At 43.6% G+C, this 20,443-nt stretch carries 12 protein-coding genes; 8 read left to right on the forward strand and 4 right to left on the reverse strand.

Translation table 11 applies throughout. The features are described 5' to 3' along the window. Positions 1-51: 51 nt before the first annotated feature. From ACNOGP_RS13110 to gltB, 3 genes are read right to left on the reverse strand one after another with little or no spacing between them, the layout of a single operon-like run. The gene (locus tag ACNOGP_RS13110; RefSeq protein WP_418212987.1) at positions 52-1,392 is read right to left on the reverse strand and encodes a glutamate synthase subunit beta; all 1,341 of its coding nucleotides are present in this window, start codon (positions 1,390-1,392) and stop codon (positions 52-54) included. A gap of 19 nt (positions 1,393-1,411) precedes the next feature. Continuing rightward, a complete protein-coding gene (locus tag ACNOGP_RS13115; protein ID WP_369523983.1) occupies positions 1,412-1,474 on the reverse strand; it encodes a hypothetical protein in 63 nt (20 codons plus the stop codon). Beyond that, the gene (gene gltB, locus ACNOGP_RS13120; protein ID WP_418212988.1) at positions 1,449-6,056 is read right to left on the reverse strand and encodes a glutamate synthase large subunit; all 4,608 of its coding nucleotides are present in this window, start codon (positions 6,054-6,056) and stop codon (positions 1,449-1,451) included. The genes ACNOGP_RS13115 and gltB overlap by 26 nt, the downstream gene beginning before the upstream one ends. 362 nt (positions 6,057-6,418) lie before the next feature. Here gltB and glmS point away from each other — a divergent pair, with 362 nt between their 5' ends. From glmS to ACNOGP_RS13160, 8 genes are all read left to right on the forward strand, one after another. Next, complete coding sequence (glmS, locus tag ACNOGP_RS13125; protein WP_418212989.1) at positions 6,419-8,263, forward strand: glutamine--fructose-6-phosphate transaminase (isomerizing); 1,845 nt, start codon at positions 6,419-6,421, stop codon at positions 8,261-8,263. 28 nt (positions 8,264-8,291) lie between these two features. Beyond that, the gene (locus ACNOGP_RS13130) at positions 8,292-10,175 is read left to right on the forward strand and encodes an amidophosphoribosyltransferase (RefSeq protein WP_004300070.1); all 1,884 of its coding nucleotides are present in this window, start codon (positions 8,292-8,294) and stop codon (positions 10,173-10,175) included. 27 nt (positions 10,176-10,202) lie between these two features. Continuing rightward, positions 10,203-11,348: a glutamine-hydrolyzing carbamoyl-phosphate synthase small subunit gene (gene carA, locus ACNOGP_RS13135; protein WP_418212990.1), complete on the forward strand. Its 1,146-nt coding sequence runs from the start codon at positions 10,203-10,205 to the stop codon at positions 11,346-11,348. A 2-nt stretch (positions 11,349-11,350) separates the two neighbouring features. After that, positions 11,351-14,578, forward strand: a complete 3,228-nt coding sequence (gene carB / locus ACNOGP_RS13140; RefSeq protein WP_418212991.1) for a carbamoyl-phosphate synthase (glutamine-hydrolyzing) large subunit — start codon at positions 11,351-11,353, stop codon at positions 14,576-14,578. Positions 14,579-14,749: 171 nt separating this feature from the next. After that, positions 14,750-16,120, forward strand: coding sequence for an OprO/OprP family phosphate-selective porin (locus tag ACNOGP_RS13145; protein WP_229092554.1), 1,371 nt, complete (start codon positions 14,750-14,752; stop codon positions 16,118-16,120). Between the two features lie 35 nt (positions 16,121-16,155). Then, a complete protein-coding gene (locus ACNOGP_RS13150; RefSeq protein WP_418212992.1) occupies positions 16,156-17,163 on the forward strand; it encodes a lamin tail domain-containing protein in 1,008 nt (335 codons plus the stop codon). A gap of 17 nt (positions 17,164-17,180) precedes the next feature. Beyond that, on the forward strand, positions 17,181-18,278 hold the full coding sequence (locus ACNOGP_RS13155) for a metallophosphoesterase family protein (protein WP_195476778.1): 1,098 nt from the start codon (positions 17,181-17,183) through the stop codon (positions 18,276-18,278). 120 nt (positions 18,279-18,398) lie between these two features. Then, on the forward strand, positions 18,399-19,445 hold the full coding sequence (locus ACNOGP_RS13160) for a mannose-1-phosphate guanylyltransferase (protein WP_004325717.1): 1,047 nt from the start codon (positions 18,399-18,401) through the stop codon (positions 19,443-19,445). A gap of 3 nt (positions 19,446-19,448) precedes the next feature. Here ACNOGP_RS13160 and ACNOGP_RS13165 read toward each other — a convergent pair whose 3' ends face one another. After that, entirely contained in the window at positions 19,449-20,345 is an 897-nt protein-coding gene (locus ACNOGP_RS13165) for a helix-turn-helix domain-containing protein (RefSeq protein ID WP_418212993.1), read from the reverse strand. Positions 20,346-20,443: the final 98 nt, after the last annotated feature.

The raw sequence follows: 20,443 nt of genomic DNA on the forward strand, positions 1-20,443 counted from the left end.
GAACGAACCGATAATAGCAGTCAGACCTCTTAGTATTCCTTACTTCGGAGATTATTTCGTCAAGTAAGTGTCTATTTCCGCAGCCGCTTTTCGTCCTCCTGCCATGGCACGTACGACGAGGCTGGCTCCTGTATCCGCATCTCCGGCAAGGAATACATTTTCGGCAAACTTCGGCTGTTCCGGTTTCAGGAATCCCATCGCCAGTAATACCATGTCCGCTTCGATGACTTCCTTCTTTCCTGTCGGTTTCATCGTGGGGCGTCCGCCATCTGTTGCCGGAATCCATTCCACTTCTTCCACTTCTACGCCTGTCACTTTTCCATTCTTTCCGAGAAACTGATTGGAAGCCAGACACCAACGGCGTGTACAACCTTCTTCATGGCTGGAAGTCGTTTTGAAGACTACCGGCCATTGAGGCCATGGGGTAGCCGGATTGTATCCGACAGGAGGTTTCGGCATGATCTCTATTTGAGTGACACTGACGGCTCCTTGTCGCACGCTGGTTCCGATACAGTCGGAACCGGTATCACCACCACCTATCACGAGAACCTTTTTGCCTTTGGCATTTACCAATTTGTCTTTCGGGAAAGTCTGTCCTGCCAGAATCCTATTCTGTTGTGCCAGCATTTCGAGTGCGAAATGAATCCCTTTCAGTTCACGTCCCGGAATACTCAAGTCACGTGCTGCCGGTGTTCCGGTACAGATGCAGTAAGCATCGAATCCTTCCGGTAAATGATTGACATCTATTTCTACTCCCATCTCAAACTGGATTCCTTCTGCGGCTAATATCTTCATCCGTCGGTCGATTACATTCTTGTCCAGTTTGAAATTAGGGATACCAAATCGCAGTAATCCTCCGGGAGCTTCATCCTTATCGAATAGAGTAACGCTATATCCTTTTATATTTAACTGATTGGCAACTACCAGTCCGGCAGGACCTGCACCAATCACCGCTACTTTCTTTCCGTTTCTTTCCGGAGTCTTTACCTGTATATATCCTTCACGAAAAGCCGCTTCCACGATTGCCGCCTCATTTTCACGAATGGTTACCGGCTGATCGCACGAAAGTTTCAACACGCATGATTTCTCGCAAAGGGCAGGACAGATACGTCCTGTAAATTCCGGAAAATCGCAAGTAGACGACAACACCTCGTAAGCCTCTTTCCATTTCCCCCTGTACAATGCATCCTGCCATTCCGGTTGTTTATTCCCTATCGGACATGCCCAATGACAGAAAGGTACCCCGCAATCCATGCAGCGTGATGCCTGCAACTTACGGCTATTTGTATTCAATGTCTGTTCCACCTGACTGTAGTCAGTGATTCGCTCGCTCACAGGGCGATATCCCGCCTCCTGACGAGCTATATTTAAAAATGCTCTAGGATCTCCCATATAAATTAAAAATTGAGAATTAAAAATTGAAAAATAGTTGGTGATCGAGAAGTTGTCTAATAGTCTCTTTGCATATCTGCAATTTTTTGTTGTAACTTTCTCATTTGTTCTTCCTGTAGTACTTTTTTGTATTCGATGGGCACTACTTGGATGAATTGATCTACGTAATGATTCCAGTTGTCGAGCATAGTGCGTGCCAGTTTCGAGCCTGTGTAGAGGTAATGCTGGCGGATTAGTTCGTGCAACTCTTTCCGGTAGCTGGCTTCTTCGATGAGTGATAGTTCTACCATTTCCATGTTGCAGAAATAATCGAAGTTGCCGTCTTTGTTCCATACATAAGCCACACCGCCACTCATACCGGCTGCAAAGTTACGTCCGGTTTGTCCGAGGACTACCACACGACCTCCGGTCATGTATTCGCAACAATGGTCACCTACGCCTTCTACGACGGCAACTGCGCCGGAGTTACGAACAGCGAAACGTTCTCCTACACGGCCGTTGATATATACTTCACCGCTTGTTGCGCCATAAAGCAAGGTATTACCGGCGATTGTATTTTTTTCGGCTTCGAAGTTGCTGCGGATAGGAGGCAATACGGAGATACGTCCGCCACTCAATCCTTTACCCAAGTAATCATTCGCTTCACCTTCCAGTTTAAAATTAACTCCCGGTACGAGAAAAGCTCCGAAAGATTGACCTGCCGAACCTTTGAATTTTACATTCAGCGTATGTTCCGGCAATCCTTTGGCACCGTATTTCTTGGCGATTACTCCGGAAAGCATAGCACCTATTGCACGGTCTGTATTGGCAATCGTATATTCTAAAGAAATCTCTTTCTCATGTTCGATAGCTTCCTGTGCGGCATCGATGATGGTTACATCCTTTACAGCAGAAATTCCATGATCCTGATCGATGACATGACGGATAGCCGCACTGTTGTCAACACGTGCCAGCAATTTGGTGAAGTCGATTAAAGCATGTTTCGGATTCGGGTCATTGACATCGGACTTGCGTTCGATTAAGTCTGTACGTCCGATGATGTCATCCATCCGGGTGAATCCCATTTCAGCCAAATGCTCACGGACTTCCTGTGCCAGGAATGTGAAAAAGTTTACTAAATATTCACTGCGTCCATGAAAGCGTTTACGTAACTCTTCATTCTGCGTGGCAACTCCTACCGGACAAGTGTTCTGATGACATTTACGCATCATTACACAACCCAATACGATTAATGCGGAGGTGGCGAAACCATATTCTTCGGCACCCATCAATGCCATTAAGATGATATCCCGTCCGGTTTTCAGCTGTCCGTCGGCTTGCAGAACTACTTGGCCACGAAGTCCGTTCAGAACCAGTGTTTGCTGTGTCTCGCTCAATCCTAATTCCGGCGAGATACCCGCATAGCGGATAGAAGAAGCAGGAGAAGCACCCGTCCCCCCTTCGGCGCCAGAGATGACAATCAAATCCGCCTTTGCTTTTGCCACACCGGCGGCAATCGTACCGACACCACTTTCTGCTACCAGTTTTACACTGATTTTGGCCTGTGGATTTACATTTTTCAAATCGAAGATCAGTTGAGCCAAATCCTCAATCGAATAAATATCATGATGGGGCGGGGGAGAAATCAGCGAAATCCCCGGAATGGAATGACGTGTTTTCGCAATCACATCATTTACCTTAAATCCCGGAAGTTGTCCCCCTTCACCCGGTTTGGCTCCCTGTGCTATCTTAATTTGAATTTCGTCCGCATTCACCAGATACTCTGCCGTTACACCGAAACGACCGGAAGCTACCTGCTTGATCGCACTTCGTAAAGAACTGCCATCCGGCAACGGTTGGAAACGCGCGGCATCTTCACCACCTTCACCGGTATTACTGCGTCCGTGGATTTTATTCATGGCAATAGCCATTGCCTCGTGGGCTTCTTTGCTGATGGAACCAAAAGACATAGCTCCTGTGACGAAACGATGCAGAATATTTTCCACCGGTTCCACCTGATCGATAGAAATAGGATTACGGCGGAATCCCAGGAAGTCACGAAGGAAAATAGGCTTCTCTTTTTCGTCTACCAGATGGGTGTACTCTTTAAATTTCTTATAACTCCCCAGTCGTGTAGCCAATTGCAGAGTGCTGATTGTTTCCGGATTCCATGCGTGCTTTTCTCCATCTTTACGGAAAGCATACAAACCGTTATTCTTGAGAAGTTGAGAGTTGAAAGTTGAGAGTTGAGAGTTCCCATGCGGAGCCTCACTTTCAACTTTCAACTTTCCACTTTCAACTTCTTGCCCTTCTTTATGGAAAGCAATGGCATCTCTGGCTATTTCTTCCAGACGGATACCTCCGATCGGTGAACCGAGTCCTCCAAAATAAGCCTTGCTCAATTCTTCACTCAAACCGACAGCTTCGAAAATCTTAGCACCACGATAGGAGCGGATCGTAGAGATACCCATCTTACTCATGATTTTAAACAAGCCTTTACAGATGGATTTGATATAGTTCTTTTCAGCAGTGGTATAATCCAACTGAATATCCTTGTCTTTTACCAGTCGGTCGAGGACAGCGAATGCCATGTAAGGATTCAGGGCACTTGCTCCGAACCCCAACAATAACGCGGCGTGCATCACTTCACGTATTTCACCACTTTCTACGATCAATGCCGTTTGCACCCGTTTACCAACTGAAATCAGGTGATGATGAACAGCGCTTACTGCCAGCAATGATGGAATGGCAGCATGGGTAATATCCACCTCACGGTCCGTCAGGACAATGTAATTTACACCTTCCGTCACGGATTCTTCCGCCATTTTACAAAGATGGGTCAGTGCTTCCTGCAATCCGGCTTTCCCTTTTGCAACCTCAAACAACATGGGTAGTTTGACTGTTTTGAAGCCTTTATACCGGATATTACAAAGAATATCCAGTTGAGTATTGCTTAAAATCGGATGATTCAGGCGTACCATTTTGCAATGACTTTCACTGGGCGTCAGAATATTCATACCGACTGCTCCAATGTATTCCGTCAATGACATCACCAGTTCTTCACGAAGTGGATCGATGGGCGGATTGGTTACCTGTGCAAATTGCTGACGGAAATAGTTGTAAAGCAACTGTGGCTTATCTGAAAGTACGGCGAGTGGTGTATCGTTACCCATTGAATTGATCGGTTCTGCTCCGGTGCTTGCCATTGGCATAATCAGCCTCTCGATGTCCTCTTTGGAGTAGCCGAAAGTACGAAGCATCCGGTCGTAGTTTTCTACGTGATGAGGAACTTTGCGCCCGCTTTTCAGTTCATCCAGCTCGATTCGGTTGGTAGATAGCCAGGTGCGGTAAGGCTTGGCTTCAGCCAACTGTTTTTTTAGTTCGCCGTCATAGTAGATCTCGCCTTTTTCCGTATCCACCAGCAAGATTTTGCCGGGCTGTAAGCGACCTTTTTCTTTGATGTCTCCCGGTTCGAAATCCATAACACCGACTTCCGAAGCCACTACCATCATATCGTTTTTAGTAATCAGATAACGGGCAGGGCGCAGGCCATTGCGGTCGAGCATACCTCCGGCAAATCGTCCGTCACTGAATAGTAGTGCGGCCGGTCCGTCCCATGGTTCCATCAGGATGGAGTGGTATTCGTAGAATGATTTCAGATCCTCACTGATCGGGTTCTTCTCGTTGAAAGATTCCGGCACGAGCATAGCCATGGCATGTGGCAGGCTCAATCCTGACATCACCAGGAACTCTAGTACATTGTCCAGAGAAGCACTGTCGCTCATGCCCGGTTGTATAATCGGGCGGATTTCTTTTATATCGCCTAAAGTGGGAGTGGAGAGTACACTTTCACGGGCTTCCATCCATCCTCGGTTACCACGGATAGTATTGATTTCACCATTGTGTGCCAGCAGGCGGAATGGCTGTGCCAATCCCCATGTGGGGAATGTATTGGTACTGAAACGAGAGTGCACCAATGCCAGTCCGCTGGTAAAATAGCTATTTGTCAGGTCCGGATAGTAGTTGCGCAGCTGTAATGATGAAAGCATACCTTTATATATAATGCTTTTGGTAGATAATGACACAACATAAAAATCGTCTTTTGCCGGAATAGATGACAATCTGACTTTATTTTCGATTCTTTTCCGGATCAGGTATAACTTCCGGTCGGCAGTTTCCGTTTCCGTAAATCCGGTAATGAATACTTGTTTGATGTCCGGTTCGTTTGCCAGAGCCGATTCTCCCAGGATTTCGGGGCAGGTGGGCACATTGCGCAAATGCATCAATGTGAGTCCTTCTTTTTCAATTTCTTCAATAATAATACTTAGAATAGCTGCCTGGTCTTTTTCGTTTTTCGGCAAAAACAATAATCCTGTGCCGTACCGTCCTTTTTCGGGGACAGGAATGCCTTGTAATAAAATAAACTCATGCGGAATTTGAAGCATGATACCTGCACCGTCACCGGTCTTGTTATCCGCACCCTCGGCACCGCGATGGCGCATGTTCTCTAATACCTTTAAAGCCGACTCAACAATGTCGTGTGACTTTTCTCCATGAATGTTAACCAGCATACCGACACCGCAGGCATCGTGCTCGTATGCCGCATCGTACAAGCCCATCTGCTGGGGCTGTCGTTGGTAAAGGAATCCTTCTGTTACGTTGTTAAAAAGTTCTTGTTTCTTCATTCTTACTAGCTTTATTGTATGATAATACCTATTTGATGTATCAAATTGTTTGGCAAAGTTAATATTTTAATTTCAAAATGATAGTGAATTTCATCTTTTGTGTGACGCGAAATAAGAATAGGAATCCTTATTCTTTTAATTTGTTATTAAAAACAGGAAATTTACTTTTAATTTGTTAGCTTATTTATCCTTATTTGAAGCTGATTGTAATTTGTTTCTTTTTGAGCTAAAAATAATATATTATTTAACTTTTTGATGTGTTTACAACTTTTTTGTGCGTTTCTGTCAAATAAATATGCTTTTTGTTGTCTTTATGTTATTTGTAATGTGTATATTTGCAGGCGAAATAAAAATATCATAATATGTGTGGAATAGTAGGCTATATTGGTAAACGAAAAGCCTACCCTATCCTTATCAAAGGGCTGAAGCGACTGGAGTATCGTGGATATGACAGCGCGGGGGTAGCAATCATTAGTGATGACCAACAGTTAAATGTGTATAAGACGAAAGGAAAAGTCTCTGATCTTGAAAATTTCGTCACACAGAAAGATATTTCCGGTACAATCGGAATTGCCCATACCCGTTGGGCTACTCACGGGGAACCTTGTTCCGCTAACGCCCACCCTCATTACTCTTCTTCCGAAAAGCTCGCTCTCATTCATAACGGTATTATTGAAAACTACGCCGTTCTCAAAGAAAAACTTCAAGCCAAAGGCTATATTTTTAAAAGTAGTACAGATACCGAAGTCCTCGTTCAATTAATAGAATACATGAAAGTCACTAATCAGGTCAGTCTGTTGACGGCTGTTCAGTTGGCGTTAGGAGAGGTGATTGGTGCTTATGCAATTGCGATTCTTGATAAGGAGCATCCTGATGAAATTATTGCTGCCCGTAAGAGCAGTCCGTTGGTAGTGGGAATTGGAGAGAATGAGTTCTTTCTTGCTTCGGATGCTACTCCGATTGTAGAATATACCGACAAGGTGGTCTATCTGGAAGACGGGGAAATCGCTGTCTTGAATCTGGGGAAGGAGTTGAAGGTGGTCAACTTGAGCAATGTCGAAATGATACCTGAAATAAAGAAGGTGGAACTCAACCTCGGTCAGTTGGAAAAAGGGGGATATCCGCACTTTATGTTGAAAGAGATTTTCGAACAGCCCGATTGTATTCATGATTGTATGCGCGGACGTATTAATGTGGAAGCTGATAATGTGGTACTTTCTGCAGTGATAGATCATCGGGAAAAGCTGCTGAATGCCAAACGGTTTATTATTGTTGCTTGCGGAACTTCCTGGCATGCCGGACTGATCGGTAAGCATCTGATTGAGAGTTTCTGCCGCATACCGGTGGAAGTGGAGTATGCTTCCGAATTCCGCTACCGTGATCCGGTGATTGACGGGCAGGATGTGGTGATAGCGATCTCCCAGAGTGGTGAGACGGCAGATACATTGGCTGCTGTGGAATTGGCGAAAAGCCGCGGAGCATTTATATATGGTATTTGCAATGCGATCGGCTCTTCTATTCCCCGTGCCACTCATACCGGTTCATATATTCATGTGGGTCCGGAGATCGGAGTGGCTTCTACCAAAGCATTTACCGGACAGGTCACTGTATTGGCGATGTTGGCATTGACACTTGCCAAAGCGAAAGGAACCATTGACGAACAGCATTATCTTTCAATCGTACAGGAGTTAAATCATATTCCGGAAAAAATGAAAAAGGTGTTGGAATTGAATGATACTTTGGCGGAGTTATCGAAAACTTTCACTTATGCGCATAATTTTATTTACCTGGGACGCGGATATAGTTATCCCGTTGCTCTGGAAGGTGCATTGAAATTGAAAGAAATATCGTATATCCACGCCGAAGGTTATCCGGCTGCGGAGATGAAACACGGACCGATTGCTCTGATTGATGCGGAAATGCCGGTAGTGGTGATTGCTACGCAGAATGGATTGTATGAGAAAGTATTAAGTAATATTCAGGAGATCAAGGCACGGAAGGGAAAAGTGATTGCGTTCGTGACGAGAGGAGATACCGTTATCAGCAAGATTGCTGACTGTAGTATCGAACTTCCTGAAACAATCGAATGTCTCGATCCGTTAATAACTACGGTACCTCTCCAACTTCTTGCTTACCACATTGCGGTATGCAAAGGGATGGATGTGGATCAGCCGAGAAATCTGGCGAAGTCGGTAACAGTAGAGTAACTTTAAGTAGTAACTAGTATATAGAGAGATGGAACAATTGAAACATGAATGTGGCGTTGCCATGATACGCTTGCTCAAACCGTTAGAGTATTACGAGAAAAAGTACGGGACATGGATGTACGGTCTTAATAAACTCTACCTGTTGATGGAGAAGCAGCATAATCGTGGACAGGAAGGTGCGGGACTGGCGTGTGTGAAACTGGAAGCAAATCCGGGCGAAGAATATATGTTTCGTGAACGCGCTTTAGGTTCCGGAGCCATTACGGAAATCTTTGAAAACGTTCAAAACAATTTTAAGGATCTCACTCCCGAACAGTTGCACGATGCAGCGTATGCCAAACGAACTTTGCCTTTTGCCGGTGAAGTATATATGGGACATCTTCGTTATTCCACTACGGGAAAATCCGGAATCTCTTATGTGCATCCATTTTTAAGAAGAAATAACTGGCGCGCCAAGAATCTGGCTCTCTGCGGAAATTTCAATATGACGAATGTAGACGAGATATTTGCCCGTATCACTGCCATTGGTCAGCATCCGCGTAAATATGCCGATACATATATCATGTTGGAGCAGGTGGGACACCGTCTTGACCGTGAAGTGGAGCGTGTATTCAATCTTGCCGAAGCCGAGGGGCTTACAGGCATGGGAATCACTCATTATATAGAAGAATATATTGATTTGGCAAACGTGTTGCGTACTTCCAGCCGCGAATGGGATGGGGGATACGTGATCTGCGGATTGACCGGAAGCGGCGAGTCCTTCGCCATCCGCGACCCATGGGGAATCCGGCCTGCATTCTGGTATCAGGATGATGAGATAGCTGTTCTTGCTTCCGAGCGTCCAGTGATCCAGACGGCTTTGAATGTTCCGTTTGAGGAAATCAAAGAATTGCAACCGGGGCAAGCATTGTTAATCAGCAAAGAAGGTAAAATCCGTACTTCGCAAATTAACAAGCCGCGCGAAAATCATGCCTGTTCTTTCGAACGTATCTATTTCTCCCGTGGGAGTGATGTCGATATTTATAAGGAAAGGAAACGGTTGGGTGAAAAGTTGGTTCCGAGAATATTGAAAGCTATCAATAATGACATCGATCATACGGTTTTCTCTTTTATTCCCAACACTGCGGAGGTGGCTTTCTACGGAATGTTGCAGGGACTGGACGACTACTTGAATGAGGAAAAAGTGCAGCAAATTGCCGCATTGGGGCATCATCCGGATATGGAGGAACTGGAAGTCATTCTTTCCCGTCGTATCCGTAGCGAAAAGGTGGCGATCAAGGATATTAAGCTCCGTACGTTTATTGCCGAAGGAAACAGTCGTAATGATCTGGCAGCCCATGTATATGACATTACATACGGAAGTCTGGTGCCCGGTGTCGATAATCTGGTGATTATTGACGACAGCATTGTGCGTGGTACTACGCTGAAACAAAGTATTATCGGTATTCTCGACCGTCTCGGTCCGAAGAAGATTGTGATAGTATCTTCCTCTCCGCAAGTCCGTTATCCTGATTATTACGGTATCGATATGGCAAAGATGAGCGAGTTTATCGCTTTCAGGGCTGCTGTCGAACTTTTAAAGGAGCGGGATATGAAAGATGTGATTGCGGCTGCCTACCGTAAATCGAAAGATCAGGTGGGACTGCCGAAAGAGCAGATGGTAAACTATGTGAAGGATATCTATGCTCCGTTCACCGATGAGGAAATCTCTGCCAAGATGGTGGAACTGCTGACTCCCAAGGGAACAAAGGCGAAAGTGGAAATTGTCTATCAACCGTTGGAGGGATTGCACGAGGCTTGTCCGCATCATAAAGGCGACTGGTATTTTAGCGGTAACTACCCTACACCGGGAGGCGTGAAAATGGTGAACCGGGCGTTCATCGACTATATAGAACAAATGTATCAATTCTAACAACCATACAACGATTCAATAATAAGAATGAGAAATGTGACATTAATCCTTGACGACGGGAGCCGGTTTTCCGGTAAGTCGTTTGGCTACGAGAAGCCGGTGGCAGGCGAAGTAGTTTTTAATACTGCCATGACCGGATATCCGGAGAGCCTCACTGACCCTTCCTATGCCGGACAGTTGATGACGCTTACCTATCCTTTGGTAGGTAACTACGGTGTTCCTCCTTTTACCATCGAACCGAATGGACTTGCCACTTTCATGGAAAGTGAGAAAATCCACGCGGAAGCGATTATCGTAAGTGACTATTCTTATGAATACAGCCACTGGAATGCGGTGGAAAGTCTTGCTGATTGGTTGAAACGTGAGCAGATTCCCGGTATCACAGGCATTGATACGCGCGAACTGACTAAGGTTCTTCGTGAACATGGAGTAATGATGGGAAAAATCGTTTTCGATGATGAACCGGATAATGTGCCTGAAGCAGCATACGCAGGCGTCAATTATGTAGATCGTGTATCTTGCAAAGAGATTATTTGTTATCTTCCTGCCGGAACTTCACAAACTTTCTCCGTAAATAGTTCTTATGCGCAGCTTAATTCTCAATTCTCAACTTTCAATTCTCAATTTAAGAAGGTTGTCCTGGTAGATTGCGGTGTAAAGACAAATATTATTCGTTGTCTGCTGAAACGTAATGTAGAAGTGATTCGTGTACCTTGGGATTATGATTATAACGGACTCGAATTTGACGGGTTATTTATCTCCAACGGACCGGGTGACCCGGATACTTGTGATGCTGCGGTGCAGAATATACGTAAGGCGATGGCAAATGAAAAATTGCCTATCTTCGGCATCTGTATGGGTAATCAGTTGCTTTCAAAAGCGGGCGGAGCCAAGATTTATAAATTGAAATACGGACATCGTAGCCACAACCAGCCGGTGCGTATGGTAGGTACAGAACGTTGTTTCATCACTTCACAAAATCACGGTTATGCGGTAGATAATAATACGTTGAGTGCAGATTGGGAACCGTTGTTCATCAATATGAACGATGGATCCAATGAGGGAATCAAACATAAAAAGAATCCTTGGTTCTCTGCGCAATTCCACCCGGAAGCTGCGAGTGGACCTACGGATACGGAATTCCTGTTCGACGAATTTGTAAAACTATTGTAACAATGAAAGAAAATATAAAGAAAGTATTGCTATTGGGTTCAGGTGCCCTGAAAATCGGTGAGGCTGGTGAATTTGACTATTCCGGTTCACAGGCACTTAAAGCCTTGAAAGAAGAGGGGATTGAAACCATTCTTATCAATCCGAATATTGCTACGGTACAGACTTCCGAAGGAGTGGCAGATCAAATTTACTTTCTTCCGGTGACTCCGTATTTCGTAGAGAAAGTGATCCAGAAAGAAAAACCGGAAGGTATTATGCTGGCGTTCGGTGGTCAGACAGCTCTAAACTGTGGAGTAGCATTGTATAAAGAAGGTATTCTTGAAAAATATAATGTGAAAGTGCTGGGTACTCCGGTACAGGCCATTATGGATACCGAGGACCGTGAACTTTTTGTTCATAAATTGAATGAGATCAATGTAAAAACCATCAAGAGTGAAGCCGTAGAAAATGTGGAAGATGCACGTCGCGCAGCAAAAGAACTGGGTTATCCTGTAATTGTTCGTGCCGCTTATGCGTTAGGAGGCTTGGGGTCCGGTTTCTGTGATAATGAACAACAGCTGGATGTGCTGGTAGAAAAAGCATTCTCTTTCTCCCCACAGGTATTAGTGGAGAAATCACTTCGCGGCTGGAAAGAAGTGGAATATGAAGTGGTACGTGACCGTTTCGATAACTGTATCACCGTTTGTAATATGGAAAACTTCGATCCGCTGGGTATCCATACTGGTGAGTCTATCGTTATTGCTCCTTCACAGACGCTTACCAATAAAGAGTATCATAAACTTCGGGAATTGGCAATACGTATCATCCGCCATATCGGTATCGTGGGTGAATGTAACGTACAATATGCCTTCGATCCCGAATCCGAAGATTACCGGGTGATCGAAGTAAATGCCCGCCTTTCCCGTTCATCGGCTTTGGCATCTAAGGCAACCGGTTATCCGCTGGCTTTCGTTGCTGCCAAATTGGGATTGGGTTATGGACTCTTCGACCTGAAGAACTCTGTAACCAAGACTACTTCCGCTTTCTTCGAACCGGCATTGGATTATGTCGTATGTAAGATTCCTCGTTGGGATTTAGGTAAATTCCACGGTGTAGATAAAGAGTTGGGTTCTTCTATGAAATCTGTGGGTGAAGTGATGGCTATCGGACGCACTTTTGAAGAAGCTATCCAGAAAGGTCTTCGTATGATCGGACAGGGAATGCATGGTTTTGTGGAGAACAAAGAATTGGTTATTTCCGACATTGACAAAGCCTTGCGCGAACCGACCGATAAACGTATTTTCGTGATCTCGAAAGCGTTTCGTGCCGGCTACACCATCGATCAGGTGCATGAATTGACTAAGATTGATAAATGGTTCTTGCAGAAGTTGATGAATATCATGAAGACTTCTGAAGAACTGCATAGTTGGGGAAACAATCATAAACAGATTGCCGATTTGCCGAACGAATTGCTTCGTAAAGCTAAGGTTCAAGGTTTCTCCGATTTTCAGATTGCCCGTGCCATCGGTTACGAAGGTGATATGGAAGATGGAATTCTTTATATCCGCAAACACCGTAAAGAGGCAGGCATTCTTCCGGTAGTGAAACAGATCGATACGTTGGCAGCCGAATACCCGGCACAAACCAATTATCTGTATCTTACTTATAGCGGTGTAGCAAATGATGTGCGTTATCTGGGCGACCATAAATCCATCGTCGTATTGGGTTCCGGTGCTTATCGTATCGGTTCTTCCGTAGAATTCGACTGGTGTGGCGTACAGGCTTTGAATACCATTCGCAAAGAGGGATGGCGCAGTGTCATGATTAACTATAATCCTGAAACCGTATCTACGGACTATGATATGTGCGACCGTTTGTACTTTGATGAATTGACTTTTGAACGTGTGATGGATATTCTGGAACTGGAGAATCCGCATGGGGTAATTGTATCTACCGGCGGCCAGATTCCAAATAACCTTGCTTTGCGTCTGGATGCACAGAAGATCAATATTCTAGGCACGAGTGCCAAGAGTATTGATAATGCCGAAGATCGTGAGAAATTCTCTGCCATGCTTGACCGTATCGGTGTGGATCAGCCCCGTTGGCGTGAATTGACTTCTATGGATGACATTCAGGAGTTCGTTGAAGAGGTAGGTTTCCCCGTACTTGTTCGTCCGTCTTATGTGCTTTCGGGAGCTGCGATGAATGTTTGTTCCAACCAGGAAGAATTGGAACGTTTCTTGAGACTGGCAGCTAATGTATCGAAGAAACATCCGGTGGTAGTAAGCCAGTTTATCGAACACGCCAAGGAAGTGGAAATGGATGCGGTGGCGCAGAATGGAGAAATTGTAGCATACGCTATAAGTGAGCATATCGAATTTGCGGGAGTACATTCCGGCGACGCAACGATTCAGTTCCCGCCGCAAAAGCTGTATGTAGAAACTGTTCGCCGTATTAAGCGTATCAGCCGTGAGATTGCTAAGGCTTTGAATATCTCCGGTCCGTTTAATATTCAGTATCTGGCGAAAGACAACGATATCAAGGTGATTGAATGTAATCTGCGTGCCAGTCGTTCTTTCCCGTTTGTCAGCAAAGTGTTGAAGATCAACTTTATCGAGCTGGCAACGAAAGTAATGCTCGGTCTGCCTGTAGAGAAACCGGAAAAGAATCTCTTCGAACTGGATTATGTGGGAATCAAGGCTTCCCAATTCTCCTTCAACCGCTTGCAGAAGGCCGATCCGGTGTTGGGAGTAGATATGGCTTCTACCGGTGAAGTGGGTTGTATCGGAATGGATACTTCCTGTGCCGTACTCAAAGCTATGCTTTCCGTGGGCTATCGTATTCCGAAGAAGAATATCCTGCTGTCTACGGGAACAATGAAACAGAAAGCCGATATGATGGATGCGGCCCGTATGTTGGTGAATAAGGGATACAAACTCTTTGCAACGGGTGGTACACACAAAACGCTTGCAGAGAATGGAATTGAAAGTACTCATGTCTATTGGCCGAGTGAGGAGGGACATCCGCAAGCATTGGAGATGCTTCATCGCAAGGAGATCGACATGGTAGTCAATATCCCGAAGAATCTGACAGCCGGAGAATTAAGTAATGGGTATAAAATCCGTCGTGCTGCCATTGACTTGAATATACCGTTGATTACAAATGCCCGTCTGGCTAGTGCATTTATCAATGCCTTCTGTACGATGAGTGTGGATGATATAGCTATCAAGAGCTGGGCAGAGTATAAATAAGCAGAATGTCATCTTTTTGAAAAGAGGCTGACATCACATTGAAATGAAAATGGTAAGGCCGTTCCTGTTATTCGGGAGCGGCCTTTGTTGTTGTAGAAATGTAATAACTCTGTCATTCATTTGTATTTCCATGTCGTTTACTTTGCGCCTGCAAAACGATAGAGATACGATATGAGAAAAAGAAACATGATTCTGGTTGCCGGTCTGTTGGCATTTACTTCAGTATGGGGACAAAACACGACTTCCGGTTGGGAAGATGAATCGGGTAAGATACCTGTAAAGGCTTATTTTGAGAGTGGAAAACTTCACTTTGCTTCTAAAAATGAAAACTTTCATTTATGGTTTGATAATCGAATTTATTTGGATGCAGCGGTTTATTCGCCCACATCGAATGTGGATGATCTGACATCCAAAACGAACAAGGATCTGGAGGACGATGACAATCAATTCCGTTTTAGTAACGGGGTGAGTATTCGTCGTGCACGTTTCGGTGTGAAAGCCACTTTATACAAAAAATGGTTTGCAGAACTGGATCTGGATTTCGCTTACAATGAAGTGGAAATAAAAGATATGTATCTGGGCTATAAATTTAATAATCATTTCTTTGTAAAGGCGGGAAATTTTAAAGTTCCGATGAGTATGGAACGCACAACAAGTTCTAAATATCTGATGGCTTCGGAACGTCCGATGGCAGTGGAAGCTTTTGCTGACGGGCGCCGTCTGGGACTTGCCGGAACTGGTTGGGGAAAACATTGGTGGGCTTCCGCTGGAGTATTTGGTAGGGAAGTGGATATCATTCAGAAAGAGCGTAATAGAGGGAATGACGGTTATGCGCTGGCTACCCGTGTAGCAGTGTCGCCTATTTACAATGAAGATATGACGATTCATGTCGGCGGATACTTTAACTATCAGACACCTTCCGGTTCAGGGCTGGAGGATAAGACGGTTCTTTTCCGGACTTTTCCGGAGAGCAGGGTAGACCGTCGCCGATTTGTGCAAGCCGAGATTTCGAATGTCAATCATTATTATACTACAGGCTTTGAACTGGGATTCCGTTATCGTAAGTTGCTGACTTATGGAGAATATATTTATAACAACATATCCCGCTATACCTATGGTGCTAATAATCAAAAGACTGATTTGAAAAATGCAGTATTTAATGGTTGGTATGCTACGGCATCTTATATGATATTGGGAGAAAACCGTCAATACTCCCCGGATGAGGCGGAATTTGGTCCAATGAAAATGCGTCGTAAAGGGGGGAATTTGGAAGTTGCGGCTCGTATCAGTAATATAAATATGAATGATTTCCATGATCCGGCTGCGTATATTACAGGAGGTAAGGCAACTAGCTATTCTGCTTCGTTGAACTGGTATCCTGTACGTAATGTGGTGATTGGACTGAATTACATTTATATGAATAATGATAAATATGCCGACTCTAAAGGACAAATTACCAAAGGAGGTAAACCTTTAAGTGAAGTAATGCCTTCAGGAATCGATTTTAATGTATTTCAGTTGCGTACAATGATTTCTTTTTAAACGCGAATAACGATATAAACTAAAAAAAGATGATTATGAAAAAGTTTTTGCTGATGAGCACACTTTGTGCTTTGGCTTTAGTTGGGTGTAAAGATGACTCGGAACCGGAAATTCCTACTGATATTGATTATTCAGGATTGGTATTGAATGAAATTTGTGGAAACGATGGGAATGCAAGTGAAGAAGATTGGATTGAGATTTATAATACTTCCAATACAACAATTAATCTCAATGGCGTTAAACTGGTGAAAACTGATGAGGAAGGTGTTTCGGAGGTTATTTATACGTTTGGGGAAGGTACAACCATTGCCGGTAAAGCATATTTGCTGAAAGTCAAAGGCGTTGATTTTACTCAAGGAATATCAAATACTAAATCTGTTTCTATCACTTTGCAAATGCCCTCTGGTAAAGATATAGACAAATTTGATAAGGATGCGGAATTTGGTGATGGAGGTAAACATGAAGTGGGAGGAAGTTATTCACGTATTCCTGACGGTACGGGAGAATGGACTGTTGTATTGAAAGCTACTAAAGGAACGGTTAATAAAGTTATGGAACCTGAAGGACCTTCCGATATTGATTATACTGGATTGGTGCTGAATGAGTTGGATGGTAATAAACCCAAATATATTGAGTTGTATAATAGTACAGGTCGTGAACTGGATATAACCGGAGTAAAGATTAAAAAAGATGATGGGGATATTGTTTATATAGCTCCCGAAGGAACTAAAATACAGTCTCATGGTTTTTTAGTGCTTCTTTCGGATCAAGCGGATTATTCTACAGGCTTTACAAGTGGACTCTCCGCTAAAAAATCTGTGAAGATTGAGCTTCTTTCACCGGAAGAAACTGCCATAGACGTATTTAAGAATCTAACGGATGCCGGTGAAGAGGTTTGGGGAGAAACACCTAAATACAATGGAGAAACAGAGGGAATGGCGTATGCCCGTAAGGATAACGGTGCTGAATGGTATATGATGAAAGCCACTCAAGGTGAGAGTAATAGCACCACTGCCGGACTAAGTACAAAAATAGAATGGTAAGATTATAATTGTAAGGAATGAGAAAGCTAATCCTTTTATTATTTACGGGAATTCTTCTTTTTAGCTGCACCGCTGCCGGAGCAGACGAAGGAAGAATTCTTCGTTTTATATATTGTTCAGACGTACATTATGGTCTTGAACGTGAATTTCGGGGAAAAGAAGTGGGAAGTGATGAGGTAAGTCGTGCTATGTTGGCAACCTTCAAATTGCTTTCTGAAACTCGGCTGCCGGAAGATAGTGGGGTGGGCGCAGGAATAAAATTCGGTTCTCCTGATTTTGTTGTTTGTACGGGTGATATTGCCAATCGGATGGAAGAAGGAGTTCAATCTGCTACTACATCATGGAGTCAATTTTGCAGTGATTGGGATTCATCGATAAGTTCTCCTTTGTATCTGGTACCGGGTAATCACGATATTTCTAATGCGATAGGTTATCCCAAGGTTTTATCTCCTGAAAAAGATGCATCCAGTGCTGCCGGTATTTTCAACCGGATGATGCGCCCTGCGGTGGAACGTACGGCGGAGACTTTTAATTATCAAACGGATAAGGTGCATTATTCCTTTGTAAAGGACGGGGTACGGTTTGTTTTTATGGGAATGTGGCCTGATGCATATATGCGTCAATGGTTCGATCAGGAAATAGGAACCGATACGATTACTCCTGTTATTTTATTTACCCACGATCCTCCCATTGCCGATACCAAGCATTTTACGAATCCGAACGGTAAGCATACGATCAATTCAGTAGATAATTTTCAGAATTTGTTGGCAGATACCTGTCTGGTGACTGATGTCAAAAAGAAAGCCACAAAGAATTGGGAAAAGCTGGAGCAGTTTATCCATTCTCATTCTATGATTAAGGCTTACTTTCATGGAGATAAGAATTACAATGAATTTTATACCTGGAATGGGGTAAATGGAACAATTGATTTACCTGTTTTCCGGGTAGACTCCCCTATGAAAGGTGAATATTCTTCTTCTGACGAACGTCTACTTTCTTTTATTGTAGTTACCATGGATGTGGATCAGCGCTTGTTGACGGCTCGTGAATGTTTGTGGAATACGGAAAACAAAACCAGTATCCAATGGGGAAGTTCTTGCACTATCACTTTCTGATAATAGGAGATTCTATCGGATTATGACAAAAGTGTTCTGTTTTTCTTGTAGATTTGGACATTTTGAAGTACCTTGCACACCTATTTTAAAGAATATTTTTTTAACAGGAGAATAACAGGTATGGATAATCATGTTGTAATAATGGCTGGTGGCATAGGGAGCCGCTTCTGGCCGATGAGCACTCCGGAATGTCCTAAACAATTTATTGATGTAATGGGATGTGGCCGGTCGCTGATTCAGTTGACGGCAGATCGTTTCGACGGTGTTTGCCCTAGGGAAAATATGTGGGTCGTAACTTCTGAAAAATACATTGATATTGTTCGGGAGCAGTTGCCGGAAATTCCGGAAAGTAATATTTTGGCGGAGCCTTGTGCGCGCAATACTGCGCCCTGCATTGCTTTTGCTTGCTGGAAGATCAAGAAAAAACATCCGAATGCTAACATTGTAGTAACTCCTTCGGATGCATTAGTCATTGATACAGGAGAATTCCGTAGAGTGATGGAGAAAGCCCTTCGTTTCACAGATGATGGCAGCGCCATTGTAACGATAGGTATCCGGCCAACTCGTCCGGAAACCGGATACGGATATATTGCTGCTGCCGATCAGCTCCAGACAGATAAAGAAATTTACACCGTAGATGCATTTAAGGAAAAACCGGATAAAGAAACTGCCGAAAAGTATCTGGCAGAAGGCAATTTCTTCTGGAATGCGGGAATCTTTGTATGGAATGTGCGTACTATTACTTCCGTGATGCGTGTATATGCTCCGGGCATCGCACAAATTTTCGATCGCATTTTCCCCGATTTCTATACAGAGAAAGAAAATGAAACGATCAAGAAGTTATTCCCTACTTGCGAAAGCATTTCTATTGACTATGCAGTGATGGAGAAAGCACAGGAGATTTATGTACTTCCCGCTTCTTTTGGCTGGTCAGATCTGGGTACATGGGGAGCACTTCGCGGTTTGCTTCCACAGGATAAGTCTGGAAATGCAACCGTAGGAACCGATATCCGTTTGTACGAAAGCAAAAATTGTATTGTGCATGCCAGCGAAGAAAAACGAGTAGTTATTCAAGGCTTGGATGGATATATCATTGCAGAGAAAGATAACACATTATTGATCTGCAAGTTGGAAGAAGAGCAAAGAATTAAGGAATTCTCGAAATAAATTTTATTTCGAGAATTGATATTCATGTGGTGTCATTCCTGTCATTCGCTTAAAGAACTTCGAGAAAAAAGAAGGATTAGGGAAGTTCAACTCATCAGAAATTTGATAAACAAGCAGATTGCTATGTTTTAGCAATACTTTAGCTTCTAATATAATGGACTGGTTTATCCAGTCCATTACTGTTTGTTGACTGGTTTGGCGGATGATAGTATTAAGATAACGAGGAGTGAGACATAGCTTATCCGCATAAAAACTAACATTACGTTCTCTCTTGCTATAAGCATTGACTAAAGAAATGAAACGCTGGAAAATCTCTTCCTGATGTGTCTGACAACTTTGTTCTTTTTGATTGTTGTTTTTGACAAGATACTCTATATTGCACAAAAGACTGATTAGTAGATATTGAGTAGCTTCCCGTCGGAACGTTGGTTCTTGTAATATATTCCATATTAAAGCAAAGTAACTCTTAAACAAGTCGTATTCATGTGAGGTCAGAGATAATATGAGGTTTTTCTGTAACTGTGAAAGATGAGTGAAGAAATTGTCTTTTCCGGCTATAGAAAGAAATTCTGCATCCATGCCTACCATCTGCATATCAAAATTCGGAGAGACTTCTATAATCTGAAGAATGGAATTCGGAACAATTACTAATAGCTTGTCCGGCTGAAAAGTTTCTTCTATCAGGTTGATTAATACGCGTGCATATCCCTGTTTGATGACTGCAATACGTCCCTCTTTGATACGGTAAGGTTGATCCACTGTGATAAGATTGGATTCTATTTTGGCGAAGCTGTTTACGAATCCGAAATGCGGAGATATAAAACGAAATTCGTTAAATCGGACGACATCCGGATTTACTAAGATTTCGAGACCTATGTTCAATGGTATTTTCTTTTCCATTTCTATCTGTTTTTCCGCCAAAGATAATAAAAATCAGCAAATAGCCTTTTATTCTTTCTCTTTATTGAACTATTGGAACATTTTTACTAACTATCGGA

The organism is Bacteroides difficilis, from assembly GCF_048319815.1.
Taxonomy (GTDB): Bacteria; Bacteroidota; Bacteroidia; order Bacteroidales; family Bacteroidaceae; genus Bacteroides; species Bacteroides zhangwenhongii.